The organism is Herbiconiux sp. FW305-C-125 (assembly GCF_058783455.1).
The window spans coordinates 39,399-54,813 of the sequence record NZ_JBYSYO010000010.1; the positions used below are offsets into that span (position 1 = coordinate 39,399).

The following is a 15,415-nucleotide window of genomic DNA, read 5'->3' on the forward strand; positions in this document are numbered from 1 at the left end:
TTCTAGGAGACGCGGCCTGGGAGAACCGGCAACCGGCCGGGCCCGGCGGGCAGCGCGGCTAAAATGGGCCGGTGCAGCCGGTTCAGCAATCCCTCGAGTTCCTCGGGAAGCTCGCGGCGGAGGGCCCTGTCGCGCGGCTCGCCGAGGTCTTCACCGCCGCCGGCCACGAGCTGGCCCTGGTGGGGGGCCCGGTGCGCGACGCCTTCCTCGGCCGGCCGATCACCGACCTCGACTTCACCACCGACGCCACCCCGGAGCAGATCCTCGCCCTCGTCACGCCGATCTCGCAGGCGCAGTGGGACGTGGGGCGCGCCTTCGGCACGATCGCGGCGCGCATCGACGGTGAGACGGTCGAGATCACCACCTACCGCTCCGACCGGTACGACGGCACCTCGCGCAAGCCCGTCGTGGAGTTCGGCGACACGCTCGAGGGCGATCTCCGGCGGCGCGACTTCACGGTCAACGCCATGGCGCTGCGCGTGCCAGAACTCGTGCTCGTCGACCCCTCCTCCGGCATGGAGGACCTCATCGCCGGCGTGCTGCGCACCCCCGGTGCGCCCGAGGTGTCGTTCGGCGACGATCCGCTCCGGATGCTCCGTGCCATCCGCTTCAGCGCGCAGCTCGGCTTCACGGTCGCGCCCGACACCGCCATCGCCATCTCCGAGATGCGGGAGTCGATCGGCATCGTCTCGATCGAGCGCGTGAACGACGAACTGTCGAAGCTGCTGCGCACGGATGCGCCCCGGGCCGGCGTCGAGCTGCTGGTCGAGAGCGGCCTGGCCGAACTCATCATCCCCGAGATCCCGGCGCTGCAGCTCGAGATCGACGAGCACCACCACCACAAGGACGTCTACCAGCACAGCCTCACGGTGCTCGACCAGGCCATCGACCTCGAGAAGTCGCGCGCCGCGGCCGGCACCGGCATCGCGTCACCCGACCTCGTGCTGCGGCTGGCGGCACTGCTGCACGACATCGGCAAGCCCGCCACCAAGCGCAACGAGCCCGGCGGCCAGGTGAGCTTCCACCACCACGACGTGGTGGGGGCAAAGCTCGCCAAGAAGCGGCTGCGCGAGCTGCGTTTCGACAACGACACGGTGGCGGCGGTGGGTCGGCTGATCGAGTTGCACCTGCGGTTCTTCGGCTACACCGACGGAGCCTGGACCGACTCGGCGGTGCGGCGCTACGTGCGTGACGCCGGCGATCAGCTCGAGCGCCTGCACATCCTCACCCGGGCCGACGTCACGACGCGCAACCGGCGCAAGGCCGACCGCCTCTCCTTCGCCTACGACGACCTCGAGGAGCGCATCGCGACGCTCGCGGCCGAGGAGGAGCTCGCATCCGTTCGGCCCGATCTCGACGGGGAGCAGATCATGGCCATCCTGGGCCTCAAGCCCTCGCGCGCCGTCGGCGAGGCCTATGCGTTCCTGCTCGAGCTGCGGCTCGACGAGGGTCCGCTGTCGGAGGAGGAGGCGACGGCGCGGTTGAAGGATTGGTGGGCGGCGCGCACCGCGTGAGGGCCCGGATGTCGGCGGCATCGGGGAGACTGGTCGCATGACCCTCGATCTGCCGACCGCGCCCACGACCGCGGCGGTGCTCGAGCGGGCCGCCGTCTTCCCCCGCCTGCGCTACATGGGGTCGAAGTATCGGCTGGCGGCCGAACTGCAGCGCGTGTTCGGCGAGGTCGGCGGGTCGACGGCGCTGGATGCGTTCAGCGGTTCGGGCTTCGTCTCCTACCTGCTCAAGGCGCAGGGGTACGCGGTCACCTCGAACGACTTCCTCACCTTCTCGTCGACGATCGCGCGGGCGACGGTGCAGAACTCCGCGGTCACCCTCTCCACCGAGCTCGTCGAACTGCTGTGCTCGCCGAGCGCCGACGGGCGCGACTTCATCGCGGCGACCTTCGCGGGCGTCTACCTCTCGGCCGCCGACCTCGCCTTTCTCGACTCGGCGTGGAGTCACCTCGACGCTCTCGCGGGCGCCGAGCGCGACCTCGCCGTCTCGGCCCTCGTGCTCTCGGCCGCCCGCAAGCAGCCGCGCGGGGTCTTCACCTTCACGGGCACCCGGTACGACGACGGGCGACGCGACCTGCGGCTCAGCATGGAGGAGCAGTTCCGCCTGCGGGTGGCCGACTACAACCGCACCGTCTTCAGCAACGGCGCCACGAGCGTCGCGCTCAACGGCGACGTGAAAGACCTCCCGGCCGGCCCGTACGACGTGGTCTATCTCGACCCCCCCTACGCCCCGCCCACCGACGACGCCGACTACATGAAGCGCTACCACTTCCTCGAGGGGCTCTCGGTCTACTGGCGGGGCCAGCAGATCATGCCCGAGACGAAGACGAAGAAGATCGTGAAGAAGTACACGCCGTTCGCCTACAAACGCACGGTGGAGGACGCATTGGCGGCGACGTTCGAGAAGTTCCGCGAGTCGGGCGCGATCGTGCTCTCCTACTCCTCGAACGCGGTGCCAGGGCCCGAGCGCATCGTCGAGTTGCTGAAGGCCGTGAAGCCGCGAGTGGAGGTGCGCGCCATCGACCACTCCTACAGTTTCGGCACGCACGCCGCCGCGGCACGCAACAGCGTGCGCGAGTACCTCTTCATCGGGCGGGAGTGATGGCGGCGATCCCGTCGTTCGACGACTACCTCGGCTCGCTGGGGCGGATGTCGCGGCACGTCGACCCGACGATTCCCACCGTGGCGTCGCAGGAGCTCCACGACGCCACGGCGAGCCTCGCCCGACTGGCCGCCGGGGAGTTCGAAGCCGAGGGCGGGCTCCTGGCCGGCGCCGCCGCGACGGCGGGACTCGACCGCGCGGGCCTCGCCGAGTGGGCGCACGCGCATCCGGAGTGGGTGCCGGCGCTGGGGCTGGCCGTCGGTCTCTCCCAGGAGCGGCTCAAGAATTCGCTGCGGCACGAGTTCGACAGTTCGAGCTGGCTCACCCTCGCGCGCACCCGGCCGGCCGATCTGGTGGCGTACCTCGACCGGGAGTTCGACCTCGTGCGGCTGCTCTCCGAGCAGCTCACCCGAACGTATACCTTCGCCGACATATTGGTGGCGCGCGCCGGCAGCCGCGTCGCTGCCATCACGGCCGGGGCATCCGGCCGGCGTCTCGAAGACGAGATCGAGGCCATCGCCGCCGACCTCGGCGTGAGTTACGGCACCCGCACCCGGTTCACGGGGCGCAACAACCGCACGGCGCCGTGCGACCTGGTCGTGCCGGCGAGCGGCGCGGCCCAGATCGTGGTGGCCGCGAAGGGATTCGATTCCACCGGCTCGAAACTCACCGACGCGGTGCGGGAGATCGAGGAGATGGCGGATGTGCGGCTGCCGCAGCAATTCGTCATCGCAGTGATCGACGGCATCGGCTGGAAGAGCCGGCAGGCCGACCTGCGCCGCATCCACGCGCTCTGGGAGTCGCAGCAGATCGACGGCATGTACTCGCTCGCCACACTGCCGGCTTTCCGCGCCGACCTGGAGCGGGCCGCGCGGCTGCGCGACCTGCTCTGACCTGCGGCTACGCGGGCGTGTTCGCCGCGATGAACTCCTCGAGGCGCTCGCGAGCGACGTCGTCGGGGAGCTGCACGGCCGGGGACTTCATGAAGTAGGCACTGGCCGACTCCACCGGGCCCGCAAGGCCGGCGTCGAGTGCGAGCTTCGCAGCCCGCACCGCGTCGATGATGACACCCGCCGAGTTCGGCGAGTCCCACACCTCCAGCTTGTACTCGAGGCTCATCGGGGCACCACCGAAGCCGTGACCCTCGAGGCGCACGAAGGCGAACTTGCGGTCGTCGAGCCACGGCACGTGATCGCTCGGGCCGATGTGCACGTCGTCGGCGGGCAGATCGACGTCGATGTTGCTCGTCACCGCCCGGGTCTTCGAGACCTTCTTGGAGTTCAGCCGGCGGCGCTCCAGCATGTTCTTGAAGTCCATGTTGCCGCCCACGTTCAGCTGGTACGTGTGGTCGATGTGGATGCCCCGGCTCTCGAGCAGGCGGGCGAGCACCCGGTGCGTGATCGTGGCGCCGACCTGACTCTTGATGTCGTCGCCGACGATGGGCAGGCCCGCGGCCTCGAACTTCGCCGCCCATTCAGGGTCGCTGGCGATGAACACCGGAATGGCGTTGACGAAGGCGACGCCGGCGTCGAGGGCGGCCTGCGCGTAGTACTTGGCCGCCTGTTCCGACCCGACGGGCAGGTAGCAGACGAGCACCTCGGCTCCCGAAGCACGGAGCGCCGCAGCGACGTCGACCGGTTCGGCCGCCGACTCCTCGATCATCTCGACGTAGTACTCGCCCAGACCGTCGAGGGTGGGGCCGCGCTGCACGGTCACGCCGGTCGGCGCGACGTCGGCGAACTTCAGGGTGTTGTTCTCGCTCGCCCAGATGGCATCGGCGAGGTCGGCTCCCACCTTCGCGGCATCGACGTCGAATGCGGCCACGAACTCGATGTCGCCCACGTGGAACGGGCCGAAGCGCGTGTGCATGAGACCCGGAATGGTCTCGCTCTCGTCCGCGTCGGCGTAATACGTCACGCCTTGGATGAGGGAGTTCGCGCAGTTGCCGACCCCGGCGATCGCGACCTTGATGCTCATACGGCCCAGCCTCTGTGTTCTTGTGTTCGTCAGTACGGTCGTTGTCAAAACTCAACGAGTCTATCCGGGCGAGGTGGGAACTCGGCACCGGGGCGGTCAGAGCAGGCGCCGGAAGCTCTCGAGCATGCCCACCGGATGGCGCTGACCGCCGCTCAACACGAAGTCGGTGCCGTCGATGGTCAGCTGGCTGCGATGGGCCGCCATCGCCGCGACCTTCGCCGCGAGTGCGCCGACGGCCACGAGGTCGAGCACGACCTCCGGCGACGGGCCTTCGGCACCGGCCGAAGCCTGTTCGACCCGCGGTTCGACCACGGCGAAGAAGGGGATGCCAAGGCGGCCGGCGGCTGCCAGGGCGGCATCGTGCATGCGCACGTGGTCGGGGTGCCCGTACCCGCCGAGGGCGTCGTAACTCACCAGCGCGGTCGCGTCCGCGCTCGCCGCGAGAACGTCGGCCACCACCTCGTCGAGCGGCGCGAGGCTCAGTGCGTCGGGGCCGGCGTCGCCGGCGGCCGCCGCGAAGCCGTCGGCACCCCAGCGCATTCCCGAATCGGCATACTGTCGACGAGGCTGCCCGGATGCCCGGGCGGGAGTGGTGCCCAGAAAAGCGTGCGCTGGGCCACCGAGGGCGCGAAGCGCATCCGCGAGCTCCCCGACGCGGTGCGGACCCAGATCGTGGGTGCCCTCGAGCGGAGCGAGGTCGCCCGGCACGACTTCGCCGCGCTCTCCCCTGGTGCCGGTGAGCACCGTGACCCGCGCGCCTCCTGCGAGGAGCGCGGCGATGGTCCCGCCGGTCGAGATCGACTCGTCGTCGGGATGGGCGTGTGCGAATACGGGTGCGTCGCCGAACGGCGCGAGATCGGTCATCCGTCTTCTCCTTGTGCTCTGTCACTCCCGCGGTGCTGCGACAGGAGTCGTTCATAATGATCGGCGAGGTGTTCGGCCGTGTGGGCCCAGCTGTGCGTGCGACCGTGCCGGAGCGCGCTCTGCCCGAGCGTGACGAGCCGGCGCGGGTCGTGCAGCAGGTCGTCGATTGCGCGACCCCAGGCCTCCGGCGTGCGCTCGCCCACCAGCACGCCGGTCACGCCGTCGACGACCGACTCCACCAGCCCGCTCGTGCGGCCGGCCACCACGGGGGTGCCGCTCGCGGCCGCCTCGAGGGCGACCAGACCGTAGGTCTCGGAGTGCGAGGGCACGAGCAACAGGTCGGCATCCCGCATCAGTCCGGCGGCAGCCTCGCGCGACTGCGCGGGCAGGAACTCGACCCGGTCGTGCAGCCCGAGCGCGGTGACGAGGCCGTGCAGCCCGGACACGTAGGCGTCGTGACCGGGGCTGGTTCCGCCCGCGACCACCAATCTCGGTCGCTGCTCGGGCGCGATGGCGGCCAGCGCGCGGATGGCGAGGTCGACACCCTTCAGAGGCTGCAGCCGGGCGAGCACGAGCAGCATCGACTGGGCGGAGCGACGGTGGAACGGCCGCCCGCCGCCCGGACGGAAGAGGTGGGTGTCGACGCCGGGCGGCACCACGGCGACACGGGCGGGCGGAGCGTCGGTGGCGCGCAGGATGGCGGAGCGCTCGGCCGTCGTCGCCGCGATCGTGAGATCGGATGCCCGCACCAGTTCCGCCTCGGCGCGCACGCGTGCGGGCGGCTCGGGCCGGTCGCCGGGGGCGAGCTGCTCGTTCTTCAGTGCAGCGACGGTGTGCAGGCTCAGCACATGCGGAGCCGCCCACCGCCGCGCGACCGGCAGGGCCGCGAGCCCCGAGAGCCAGTAGTGCGAGTGCACCAGGTCGAACGGCGGAAGCTCGGCCATCGATCGCCCGAAGTCGTCGGCGAGTCCGGGCAGGTCGCTCTTGGCGACGGATGCGCGGGGCCCGGCACGCAGAAAGTGCACCGGCACGCCGTCGGCGGTGTGCGCATCCGTTCCGCCCGACGCACCGGGACCCGTGTCGCGCGTGAGCAGCTCGACCTCGAAACCCCTCCCCCGCAGTGCGGCGGCGAGGCCGACGAGGTACACGTTCATGCCACCCGCGTCGCCCGTGCCGGGGACGTCGAGCGGCGAGGTGTGCAGCGACACCAACGCGATCCGGCGACTCACATCTCCACCTTCACACATTCAGGCCTTCTGGTAAGCTACTCAGGTTGTCTTGCGCCCAGTGGAACTCTCCACGCGGGTGCGGACCGATGCAGAACCCTCCTGTCACAGACCGTCTGTGACCGTTCAAGTCCGAAGGAGGTGGGTTTGTGACGCATCAGTACGAACTCATGGTGATCCTCGATCCTGAGATCGACGAGCGCACCGTGGCTCCGAGCCTCGACAAGTTCCTCAACGTCATCCGCAACGATGGCGGCACTGTCGACAACGTCGACATCTGGGGTCGCCGTCGCCTGGCCTACGAGATCAACAAGAAGACCGAGGGCATCTACGCCGTGGTGAACCTCACCGCGTCGCCCGACGCCACGAAGGAGCTCGACCGTCAGCTGAAGCTGTCCGAGGCCGTCATGCGCACCAAGGTGCTGCGGGCCGAAGAGGGCATCGCCCAGGTCGCCGCCGCCAAGAAGCTCGCCGACGAGAAGGCCGCCCGCAAGGCTGCCAACCCGAAGGCCGCTGCCGCACCTGCCTCCGCTCCGTCGGCTGCCGGTCCGGCCGCCGCGGTCAAGGCCGCTTCCGCCAAGCCCGCAGCGGCTGCCGCCGCCCCGGCCACGGCCAGCGAGTAGTCGTCATGGCCGGTGAAACCGTCATCACCGTGGTGGGCAACCTCACCGCCGACCCCGAGCTGCGCTACACGCAGAACGGGCTGGCTGTCGCGAACTTCACCATCGCGTCGACCCCCCGCACCTTCGACCGCGCGTCGAACGACTGGAAGGACGGGGAGGCGCTGTTCCTGCGCGCATCCGTCTGGCGGGAGTTCGCCGAGCACGTCGCCGGTTCGCTCACGAAGGGCAGCCGCGTCATCGCGACCGGTCGCCTGCGTCAGCGCTCCTACGAGACGAAAGAGGGCGAGAAGCGCACCTCCATCGAGCTCGAGGTCGACGAGATCGGTCCGTCGCTGAGGTATGCGACCGCTCAGGTCACCCGCGCCACCTCCGGTGGCGGCGGTGGCGGTGGCGGCTCGTTCGGTGGCGGCAACCGCGGTGGCCAGTCGGCCGTCGAGGAGCCGTGGGCCGCATCCGCACCCTCCTCGAACGGCGGCGGTGGCGATGTCTGGAACACTCCGGGCAGCTACGCCGACGACACCCCCTTCTAAACTTCTCTTCTTTCAGAACAGGAATCGAAAACCATGGCTGGAAAGTCAAGCGGCGACCGCCGCAAGCCGCTCCGCGGCGCCAAGGGCGCGAAGAACGCCGCTCCCGCGAAGTCCATTCGCGTCGGAGTCATCGACTACAAGGACGTTGCGACCCTTCGCAAGTTCATCTCGGAGCGGGGAAAGATCCGCGCTCGCCGAATCACGGGAGTCTCCGTCCAGGAGCAGCGCCTCATCGCCCGTGCCGTCAAGAACGCCCGCGAAATGGCACTTCTGCCCTACGCCGGCTCGGGCCGCTAAGGAGCAGAACCCATGTCGAAAATCATCCTCACCCACGAGGTGACCGGTCTCGGTGCCCCCGGCGATGTCGTCGAGGTCAAGAACGGATTCGCCCGTAACTACCTCATTCCGAAGGGCTTCGCGGTGACGTGGAGCCGTGGCGGCGAGAAGCAGGTCGAGCAGATCAAGGCTGCCCGCACCGCTCGCGAGCTGGCCACCATCGAAGAGGCTCAGCACATCAAGCAGTCGCTCGAGAACGCGACCGTCAAGCTCACCGTCAAGGCGGGCCAGGGCGGCCGTCTGTTCGGCTCGGTGAAGACCTCCGACATCGCCGACGCGGTGGCGGCGGCCGGCATCGGCTCGCTCGACAAGCGCAAGATCGAGATCCCCACCGCCATCAAGGCGACCGGGACCCACGAGGCCACCGTGCGCCTGCGCGACGACCTCTCGGCCACGATCACCCTCCAGGTGGTCGCAGCAAAGTAGTCCACTCGAAGAAGGGGTGTCAAGGGGTTTTCGGCCCCGGACGCCCCTTTTTCGCGCCCAATTTTCCCCAGCGCTGTACACAGGCGAGGCGCGATTTTCCAAGCCTCAAGCGTTGGTCGAAGGATGTCTTTCCCAACAGACTGTGGAAATGCAAAACCCCTGATCAAAGTCATGTTCATGTCTCGATGTCGGTGGTTGTCCACAGAATGACTAACACATTGTGCACACGGCGCCCGGCGTTTCGCGCAGATGATCAACAGCGTTATCCACAGCCCCATTTGTGTGGACGGTCATCCGGCCGGTTTGCTGGGGCGACCAGACGACAAGACGAGGAGACCACGTGTCGATCGCCCATCTCGGACTCGCGGGAGAACAGCGCCCAGGAGACCAGCGGCCGGGTGACCGCACACCGCCGCACGACCTGCTGGCCGAGCAGAGCGCCCTGGGTGGCATGCTGCTGAGCAAGGACGCCGTCGCCGACGTCGTCGAGGTCATGCGCGCCGTCGACTTCTACATCCCGAAGCACGAGGTCATCTTCGAGGCCATCCTCAACCTCTACTCGCACGGTGAGCCCACGGACGTGATCGCCGTGACCGACGAGCTCACCAAGACGGGTGAGCTCAACCGGGCCGGCGGCGCCGAATACCTGCATACGCTCACCTCGCTCGTGCCCACGGCGGCGAACGCCGGCTACTACGCCTCGATCGTGAGCGAGAAGGCGGTGCTGCGGCGGCTGGTGGAGGCGGGCACGCGCATCGTGCAGATGGGCTACGCCAGCGAGGGCGAGGTCACCGACCTGGTCAACAACGCGCAGGCCGAGATCTACGCCGTCAACGGCGGCGTCGAGGTGGAGGACTACGTTCCGCTCACCGTCGCCGTCACCGCGGCGATCGACGAGATCGAGGCGGCTGCGGGTAAAGACGGCCAGATGACCGGTGTGCCGACCGGCTTCGCCGACCTCGACAACCTCACGAACGGGTTCCACCCCGGGCAGATGATCATCGTGGCCGCCCGTCCGGCGCTCGGTAAGTCGACGCTCGCGCTCGACTTCTGCCGCGCGGCGTCGATCAAGAACGACATGCCGTCGATCTTCTTCTCGCTCGAGATGGGGCGTTCGGAGATCGCGATGCGACTGCTCTCGGCCGAGGCGTCCGTTCCCCTGCAGAGCATGCGCAAGGGGCGCATCGAGGGGCGCGACTGGACGACCTTGGCCTCCACGCGCGGCCGCATCAACGATGCCCCGTTCTACATCGACGACAGCCCCAACATGACGCTGGTCGAGATCCGCGCCAAGTGCCGGCGGCTGAAGCAGAAGGTGGGCTTGAAGCTCGTGGTCATCGACTACCTGCAGCTCATGACGAGCGGCAAGAAGGTCGAGAGCCGCCAGCAGGAGGTGTCGGAGTTCTCGCGAGCGCTGAAGCTCATGGCCAAGGAGCTCCAGGTTCCCGTGATCGCGCTGTCGCAGCTCAACCGTGGTCCCGAGCAGCGCGCCGACAAGAAGCCCGCCATCAGCGACCTGCGAGAGTCGGGTTCGCTCGAGCAGGACGCCGACATGGTGATCCTGCTGCACCGTGAGGGCGCCTACGAGAAAGACAACCCGCGCGCGGGCGAGGCCGACTTCATCGTGGCCAAGCACCGCAATGGCCCCACCGCCACCATCACGGTCGGCTTCCACGGCCACTTCTCCCGCTTCGCGGACATGCCCCCGGCCTGACCCGCCACCACCACCGCGACGAGCCCACCGGCCGGTTGAGCGGAGGGTCAGTCGGCGTCGCGAGGGGCGTCGACGGCGGCGCGGTAGACGGCGGCGACGCGGGTGAGGAAGGCGGCGACGACCTCGCGGTCGGCGGGCGAGAGCTCCTCGGCGACGCGGGAGACGCCGAGGATGACCGGCAGCAGCTCGTCGATGGCACGGTTCACCGATTCGCGCGCCGGCACCACAACGATCTTTCGCCGGTCGTGGTCGTGCGGATGCCGCTCGACGTGGCCGAGGGCGACCAGCCGATCGACCACCAGGGTCGACGCCGCGGTCGTGACGCCGAGGCGCGCCGCGAGTTCGCTCGGGGTGAGCGGACCGCTGTCGATCAGATGCTCCATCGCCGCCAGGTCGGTCTGGTTGACCGAGAGCGCAGCACCGAGCCGCCGTTCGAACGCCCGCGACAGCGCGTCGATCTCGCGGAGGGTGCTGTTGATCTCGTTGCTCTGGGGCAGGGCGCCCGGCAATTCCTCGCGTGACCAGGGCTGGTCGCGTGGTGAGTTGCGGGCATCCGTCATGACTGACATGCTAATACCGTAGGTAGCTAAGTTACTTAGCGAAACGGAAGGAACAGCCGGATGCGCGCCATCGCCCGATTCGTCAGCGGCATGACCACCCGGGGCTCCGCCTGGATCGCTCTCGGGATCGCCGTGCTCGCCGTCGGCGCGCTGTTCGCGCTGCTGCCGAAAGGTTCCGCCGACAGCTATCCGCCGAGCGGGCTCCCGGACTCGAGCGAGGCCGCGCAGGTGACCGCGCTGCTCGCCGACTTCCCGAGCGCCGACACCACCGTGGGCATCCTGGTGTGGAGTCGCGACGGAGACGCCCTCACCGAGGCGGACAAGGCCGCCATCACCGCGAACGCCACCGCTCTCGCCGACGCGTCCATCGCACCGCAGGCGGTCGTGCCGCAGTTCAGCGACGACGGAGCAGCCGCGCTGGTCGCCGTCCCGCTCGACGCGAACGAGGCCGAGGGCGACATCGCCGCCACGGCCGAGCAGCTGCGCGCGGCCGCCGGCGCCGATCTGCCGGAGGGTCTGAGCGCCCAGCTGACCGGCCCGGTCGGCTTCCAGGCCGACATCTCCAATGCCTTCGCCGGCGCCGACTTCCGGCTGCTGCTCGTGACGGTGATCGTGGTGGCCGTGCTCCTCATCATCACCTACCGCAGCCCGGTGCTCTGGATCGTCCCGCTCGCCGTCGTGGGCCTCGCCGACGGCCTCGCCCGCATCGTGGTGACCGCGCTCGCCGAACCGTTCGGCATCACGATCGATGCCTCGATCGGCGGCATCCTCAGCGTGCTCGTCTTCGGTGCGGGCACGAACTACGCGCTGCTGCTCGTGGCCCGCTACCGCGAGGAGCTCACCCGGCAGGAAGACCGGCATCGCGCCATGCTCACCGCCGTCACGAGCGCCGGTCCCGCCATCGCGGCCAGCGGCGGCACCGTGGCGCTCAGCCTCCTCACGCTGCTGTTCGCCCAGCTCGCCGGCAACCGCGCACTCGGCTTCGCCTGCGCGATCGGTGTGGTGATCGCCATCCTGTTCGCCCTGCTCGTGCTGCCCGCAGCCCTCGTGGTGTGCGGCCGCGGGCTGTTCTGGCCGTTCGTTCCCCGCGTCGTGGCGACGGACGCGGCAGGCACCCACCACGCCGCTCAGAAACCGGGCGTGTGGATGCGCCTGGGCCGCGGCGTGGCTCGGCGCCCGGCCGTCGTCGCGATCGTCGCGACCCTCGGCATCGGCATTCTCGCTCTCGGCCTCTCCGGCTACCGCGTCGGTCTCTCCCAGACCGACCAGCTGCTCGGCGACCCCGAATCGGTGGCCGCGCAGGAGGTGATCGACGCCTCCTTCTCGGCCGGACTCACCGCGCAGACCATCGTGCTCACGCCCGATGACGCCGTCGGTGACGCGACGACGGTCGCCGAGGGGGTCGACGGTGTGCAGTCGGTGCGCCCCGGGGAGAGCGCGAACGGACTCACCCGGCTCGACGTGACGCTCGACGCCGAACCGGAGAGCGACGCCGCATTCGCCACCGTGCAGGACTTGCGCGATGCGTACGCGGCGGCACCCGGTGACGTCGCCGACACCCTGGTGGGCGGCAGCGACGCCACCGCGCTCGACACCACCAATGCCGCGGCCGCCGATCAGGCGCTCATCATCCCGCTCATCCTCGCCATCGTGTTCCTCATCCTCGCGCTGCTGCTGCGGAGCCTCGTGGCACCCGTGCTCCTCATCGCCAGCGTGCTCGCCACCTTCTTCGCGAGCCTCGGCGCGGCGAACGTGCTCTTCCAGAACCTGCTCGGCTTCCCCGCGTTCGACTCGAACGTCATCCTGTTCGCGTTCCTGTTCCTCGTGGCGCTCGGCGTCGACTACAACATCTTCCTCACCACCCGGGCCAGGGAGGAGACGGTGCGTCATGGCACGCGTGAGGGCATGATCCGCGCCCTCAGCTCCACCGGTGGGGTGATCACGAGTGCGGGCATCCTGCTCGCCGCCGTCTTCGCCGTGCTGGGCGTGCTCCCCGTGGTGGCGCTCACCCAGATCGGCGTCATCGTGTGCATCGGCGTGCTGCTCGACACCCTGGTGGTGCGCACCGTGCTGGTGCCTGCCCTCGTCTTCCTCACCGGCGACCGGTTCTGGTGGCCGTCGCATCCGGCCCGCTCGCACCCAGGCTCGCCGGCACTCGCGAGGCACTCAGCCGGAGCGCAATAAACTAGGGGGAGCGCGCTACCTGAATCGAGGCCCCCGGAGTGACCGACTCACCCCGCACATCCGTGCGGTCGCCCTACTGGGGTGTCCCCGTGGCCCGGGCGGTGCCGTTCGTCGTGACGGCGCTCGTCATCACCTTCACGCCCAACCACTCGGCTCAGGCGGGGTTGCTCGCCTACGGCGTGTTCGCGATCGTCTCGGGGCTGATCGTCGGCGCGCTCTCCTGGCGCACGGTGGCCGAGCGGTCGGTGCGGGTCGTGTTCCTCATCCAGGCCGTGTCGAACCTCGTCTTCGGTGCCCTCGCGCTCGGCTTCAACGCCGGCGGGCTCGGCTTCTTCCTGTTCTGCGCCACCATGAACTCGGCGATCTGCGGGTTCCTCGAGCTCTACGTGGGCCTGCGGCAGACGAAGAATCCCGCCGCCCGCGACTGGGCCATCGTGGGCGCGCTCACCGTGGTGTTAGCCCTGGTGCTCATCTTCTTCCCGACCGACCCGGTGTTCGCCGTGGGGATGTTCGGCGCCTACGCCGCCATCGTGGGGCTGTTCCTCGTGATCGCCGGGCTCACCCTGCGCTGGGGAACCCAGCATCCGGCCACCGAACCGGCACCGACCAGAAGGACATCGTGAACCAACCCTCGAGACGCGATCGGCTGAAGCCGGTCGAACTGCTCGTCCTGTCCGGCATCCTGGCGCTGTTCGTCGGGCTGGTCGTGCTGCTGTCGACGCGCGAGATCATCCTCGCCCTCATCTTCTTCGGGGTCGCGTTCATCGTCTCGCTCGTCGTGATGGCGATGTTCTCGCTGTCGATCAAGCCGAACGACATCGAGCAGCACGAGATCGACGACGACGAGGGGCCGCGGCCCTCCGGGCACTGAAACGACTGGCGCGAAACGACGGAGTCTCGCGTGTCATTCGGAACGACAGTCTGTCGTTGCCGTGAAACGGCGCCGATCTCCGTCGTTCGGGTCAGTCGGCGGCGGGGCGGATGTGGTCGACGAGCTGCGAGGCCAGGCCGGTGTACGTCGCCGGGGTGAGCGCCACGAGCCGCGCCTTGGCGTCGTCGCCGATGTCGAGGCCCTGCACGAACGCCACCAGCTCGGCCTGGCCGATGCGGTGGCCGCGCGTGAGGTCTTTGAGGAGCGCGTAGGGGTCGACGATCGACGAGCGACCGGCGGTGACCTCGGCGCGCACCACGGTCTGGATGGCCTCGGCGAGCACCTCCCAGTTCGCGTCGAGATCGGCCGCCAGGGCGTTGGTGTTGAGCGAGATCTGGCCGAGCCCGCCCTTGATGTTGTCGAGGGCGAGCAGCGAGTGCCCCAGCGCCACACCGATGTTGCGCTGCGTGGTGGAGTCGGTGAGGTCACGCTGCAGGCGTGACGTGACGAGCGTGGCCGCGAGGGAGTCGAGCAGGGCGCTCGAGAGCTCGAGGTTCGCCTCGGCGTTCTCGAACCGGATGGGGTTGATTTTGTGCGGCATCGTCGACGAGCCCGTGGCACCGGCCACCGGGATCTGGGTGAAGTACCCCATGGAGATGTAGGTCCAGACATCGGTGCACAGGTTGTGCAGGATGCGGTTGGCGTGGCTGATGCGGTTGTAGAGCTCCGCCTGCCAGTCGTGCGACTCGATCTGGGTGGTGAGCGGGTTCCAGGTGAGGCCGAGCGAGGTGACGAAGCCGCGCGAGACGGCCTGCCAGTCGGCGGACGGGTCGGCCACCAGGTCGGCGGCGAAGGTGCCGGTGGCTCCGGAGAACTTGCCGAGATACTCGGTGGCCTCGATCTGCGCGCGCACCCGCTGCAGCCGGTGCACGGTGACGGCGAACTCCTTGCCCATGGTGGTGGGCGTGGCGGGCTGGCCGTGGGTGTGCGCGAGCATGGCGTCGTCGCGGTGGGCGAGCGCGAGCATCCGCAGTTCGTCGATGACGGCGTCGAACGCGGGCAGCCACACGTCGGTGACGGCCTCACGGATGGTGAGCGCGTAGGAGAGGTTGTTGATGTCTTCGCTCGTGGCGCCGAAGTGGGTGAGCTCGGCGATCTCGTTCAGGCCGAGTTCGGTGAGCCGCCGCCGCACGTAGTACTCGACCGCCTTCACGTCGTGGCGGGTGGTGGCCTCGAGCTCGGCGATCTCGTCGATGTCGGCCTGCCCGAAGTCTTGCACCACGGCACGCAGGCGGCGCGCGAGCTCCGGGTCGAGCGGCGACGAGCCGAACATCGAGCGGTCGGTGAGGTAGAGCAGCCAGTCGATCTCCACGTGCACCCGGGCCCGGTTGAGCCCGGCCTCGGAGAGGAACTCGCCGAGCTCTGCGACGGCGGGGCGGTAGCGGCCGTCGAGCGGGCTGAGGGGCTGGGGAGGCAGAGAAGACATGGTGG

At 69.2% G+C, this 15,415-nt stretch carries 15 protein-coding genes and 1 pseudogene; 11 read left to right on the top strand and 5 right to left on the bottom strand.

Features of this window, described 5'->3' with window-relative positions:
• Positions 1–71 precede the first annotated feature (71 nt).
• The 3 genes from AC3WLB_RS19465 to AC3WLB_RS19475 are packed head-to-tail and all read left to right on the top strand — an operon-like array spanning position 72 to position 3,506.
• Positions 72–1,514: a CCA tRNA nucleotidyltransferase gene (locus AC3WLB_RS19465; RefSeq protein ID WP_492508832.1), complete on the top strand. Its 1,443-nt coding sequence runs from the start codon at positions 72–74 to the stop codon at positions 1,512–1,514.
• A gap of 37 nt (positions 1,515–1,551) precedes the next feature.
• A complete protein-coding gene (locus AC3WLB_RS19470) occupies positions 1,552–2,613 on the top strand; it encodes a DNA adenine methylase (protein ID WP_492508834.1) in 1,062 nt (353 codons plus the stop codon).
• Complete coding sequence (locus AC3WLB_RS19475; protein WP_492508836.1) at positions 2,613–3,506, top strand: hypothetical protein; 894 nt, start codon at positions 2,613–2,615, stop codon at positions 3,504–3,506. Before AC3WLB_RS19470 ends, AC3WLB_RS19475 begins: the two co-directional genes overlap by 1 nt.
• A gap of 7 nt (positions 3,507–3,513) precedes the next feature.
• Here AC3WLB_RS19475 and AC3WLB_RS19480 read toward each other — a convergent pair whose 3' ends face one another.
• From AC3WLB_RS19480 to AC3WLB_RS19490, 3 genes are all read right to left on the bottom strand, one after another.
• Positions 3,514–4,590: an inositol-3-phosphate synthase gene (locus AC3WLB_RS19480; RefSeq protein WP_492508838.1), complete on the bottom strand. Its 1,077-nt coding sequence runs from the start codon at positions 4,588–4,590 to the stop codon at positions 3,514–3,516.
• Between the two features lie 96 nt (positions 4,591–4,686).
• The gene (locus tag AC3WLB_RS19485; protein ID WP_492508840.1) at positions 4,687–5,454 is read right to left on the bottom strand and encodes a PIG-L family deacetylase; all 768 of its coding nucleotides are present in this window, start codon (positions 5,452–5,454) and stop codon (positions 4,687–4,689) included.
• Entirely contained in the window at positions 5,451–6,683 is a 1,233-nt protein-coding gene (locus AC3WLB_RS19490; RefSeq protein WP_492508841.1) for a glycosyltransferase, read from the bottom strand. The genes AC3WLB_RS19485 and AC3WLB_RS19490 overlap by 4 nt, the downstream gene beginning before the upstream one ends.
• 167 nt (positions 6,684–6,850) lie before the next feature.
• Between AC3WLB_RS19490 and rpsF the strand changes: the two are divergent.
• The 5 genes and pseudogenes from rpsF to dnaB form a co-directional block, all read left to right on the top strand.
• Positions 6,851–7,201: pseudogene (gene rpsF / locus AC3WLB_RS19495) on the top strand (30S ribosomal protein S6); the annotation flags it as partial.
• Positions 7,202–7,308: 107 nt separating this feature from the next.
• Positions 7,309–7,833: a single-stranded DNA-binding protein gene (locus AC3WLB_RS19500; RefSeq protein WP_022895756.1), complete on the top strand. Its 525-nt coding sequence runs from the start codon at positions 7,309–7,311 to the stop codon at positions 7,831–7,833.
• 33 nt (positions 7,834–7,866) lie between these two features.
• Positions 7,867–8,130, top strand: coding sequence for a 30S ribosomal protein S18 (rpsR, locus tag AC3WLB_RS19505; RefSeq protein WP_022895757.1), 264 nt, complete (start codon positions 7,867–7,869; stop codon positions 8,128–8,130).
• Positions 8,131–8,142: 12 nt separating this feature from the next.
• A complete protein-coding gene (rplI, locus tag AC3WLB_RS19510; RefSeq protein ID WP_022895758.1) occupies positions 8,143–8,595 on the top strand; it encodes a 50S ribosomal protein L9 in 453 nt (150 codons plus the stop codon).
• A 340-nt stretch (positions 8,596–8,935) separates the two neighbouring features.
• Complete coding sequence (gene dnaB / locus AC3WLB_RS19515) at positions 8,936–10,309, top strand: replicative DNA helicase (RefSeq protein WP_492508844.1); 1,374 nt, start codon at positions 8,936–8,938, stop codon at positions 10,307–10,309.
• A 47-nt stretch (positions 10,310–10,356) separates the two neighbouring features.
• Here dnaB and AC3WLB_RS19520 read toward each other — a convergent pair whose 3' ends face one another.
• Positions 10,357–10,878, bottom strand: a complete 522-nt coding sequence (locus tag AC3WLB_RS19520; RefSeq protein WP_492508846.1) for a MarR family winged helix-turn-helix transcriptional regulator — start codon at positions 10,876–10,878, stop codon at positions 10,357–10,359.
• A 51-nt stretch (positions 10,879–10,929) separates the two neighbouring features.
• On the opposite strand from AC3WLB_RS19520, the gene AC3WLB_RS19525 reads away from it, so the two are divergent.
• The 3 genes from AC3WLB_RS19525 to AC3WLB_RS19535 are packed head-to-tail and all read left to right on the top strand — an operon-like array spanning position 10,930 to position 13,924.
• On the top strand, positions 10,930–13,053 hold the full coding sequence (locus tag AC3WLB_RS19525; protein WP_492508848.1) for an MMPL family transporter: 2,124 nt from the start codon (positions 10,930–10,932) through the stop codon (positions 13,051–13,053).
• Between the two features lie 38 nt (positions 13,054–13,091).
• Positions 13,092–13,676, top strand: a complete 585-nt coding sequence (locus AC3WLB_RS19530; RefSeq protein ID WP_492508850.1) for a DUF308 domain-containing protein — start codon at positions 13,092–13,094, stop codon at positions 13,674–13,676.
• Positions 13,673–13,924: a hypothetical protein gene (locus tag AC3WLB_RS19535; protein WP_022895870.1), complete on the top strand. Its 252-nt coding sequence runs from the start codon at positions 13,673–13,675 to the stop codon at positions 13,922–13,924. Before AC3WLB_RS19530 ends, AC3WLB_RS19535 begins: the two co-directional genes overlap by 4 nt.
• Positions 13,925–14,015: 91 nt before the next feature.
• Here AC3WLB_RS19535 and purB read toward each other — a convergent pair whose 3' ends face one another.
• Entirely contained in the window at positions 14,016–15,410 is a 1,395-nt protein-coding gene (gene purB, locus AC3WLB_RS19540) for an adenylosuccinate lyase (protein WP_492508852.1), read from the bottom strand.
• Positions 15,411–15,415: the final 5 nt, after the last annotated feature.

Bases quoted from the DNA above. Each gene is read 5' to 3' on its own strand.
- AC3WLB_RS19470 (WP_492508834.1), top strand. From the start codon at position 1,552: ATGACCCTCGATCTGCCGACCGCGCCCACGACCGCGGCGGTGCTCGAG.
- AC3WLB_RS19475 (WP_492508836.1), top strand. From the start codon at position 2,613: ATGGCGGCGATCCCGTCGTTCGACGACTACCTCGGCTCGCTGGGGCGG.
- AC3WLB_RS19480 (WP_492508838.1), bottom strand. From the start codon at position 4,590: ATGAGCATCAAGGTCGCGATCGCCGGGGTCGGCAACTGCGCGAACTCC.
- AC3WLB_RS19485 (WP_492508840.1), bottom strand. From the start codon at position 5,454: ATGACCGATCTCGCGCCGTTCGGCGACGCACCCGTATTCGCACACGCC.
- AC3WLB_RS19500 (WP_022895756.1), top strand. From the start codon at position 7,309: ATGGCCGGTGAAACCGTCATCACCGTGGTGGGCAACCTCACCGCCGAC.
- rpsR (WP_022895757.1), top strand. From the start codon at position 7,867: ATGGCTGGAAAGTCAAGCGGCGACCGCCGCAAGCCGCTCCGCGGCGCC.
- rplI (WP_022895758.1), top strand. From the start codon at position 8,143: ATGTCGAAAATCATCCTCACCCACGAGGTGACCGGTCTCGGTGCCCCC.
- AC3WLB_RS19520 (WP_492508846.1), bottom strand. From the start codon at position 10,878: ATGTCAGTCATGACGGATGCCCGCAACTCACCACGCGACCAGCCCTGG.
- AC3WLB_RS19525 (WP_492508848.1), top strand. From the start codon at position 10,930: ATGCGCGCCATCGCCCGATTCGTCAGCGGCATGACCACCCGGGGCTCC.
- purB (WP_492508852.1), bottom strand. From the start codon at position 15,410: ATGTCTTCTCTGCCTCCCCAGCCCCTCAGCCCGCTCGACGGCCGCTAC.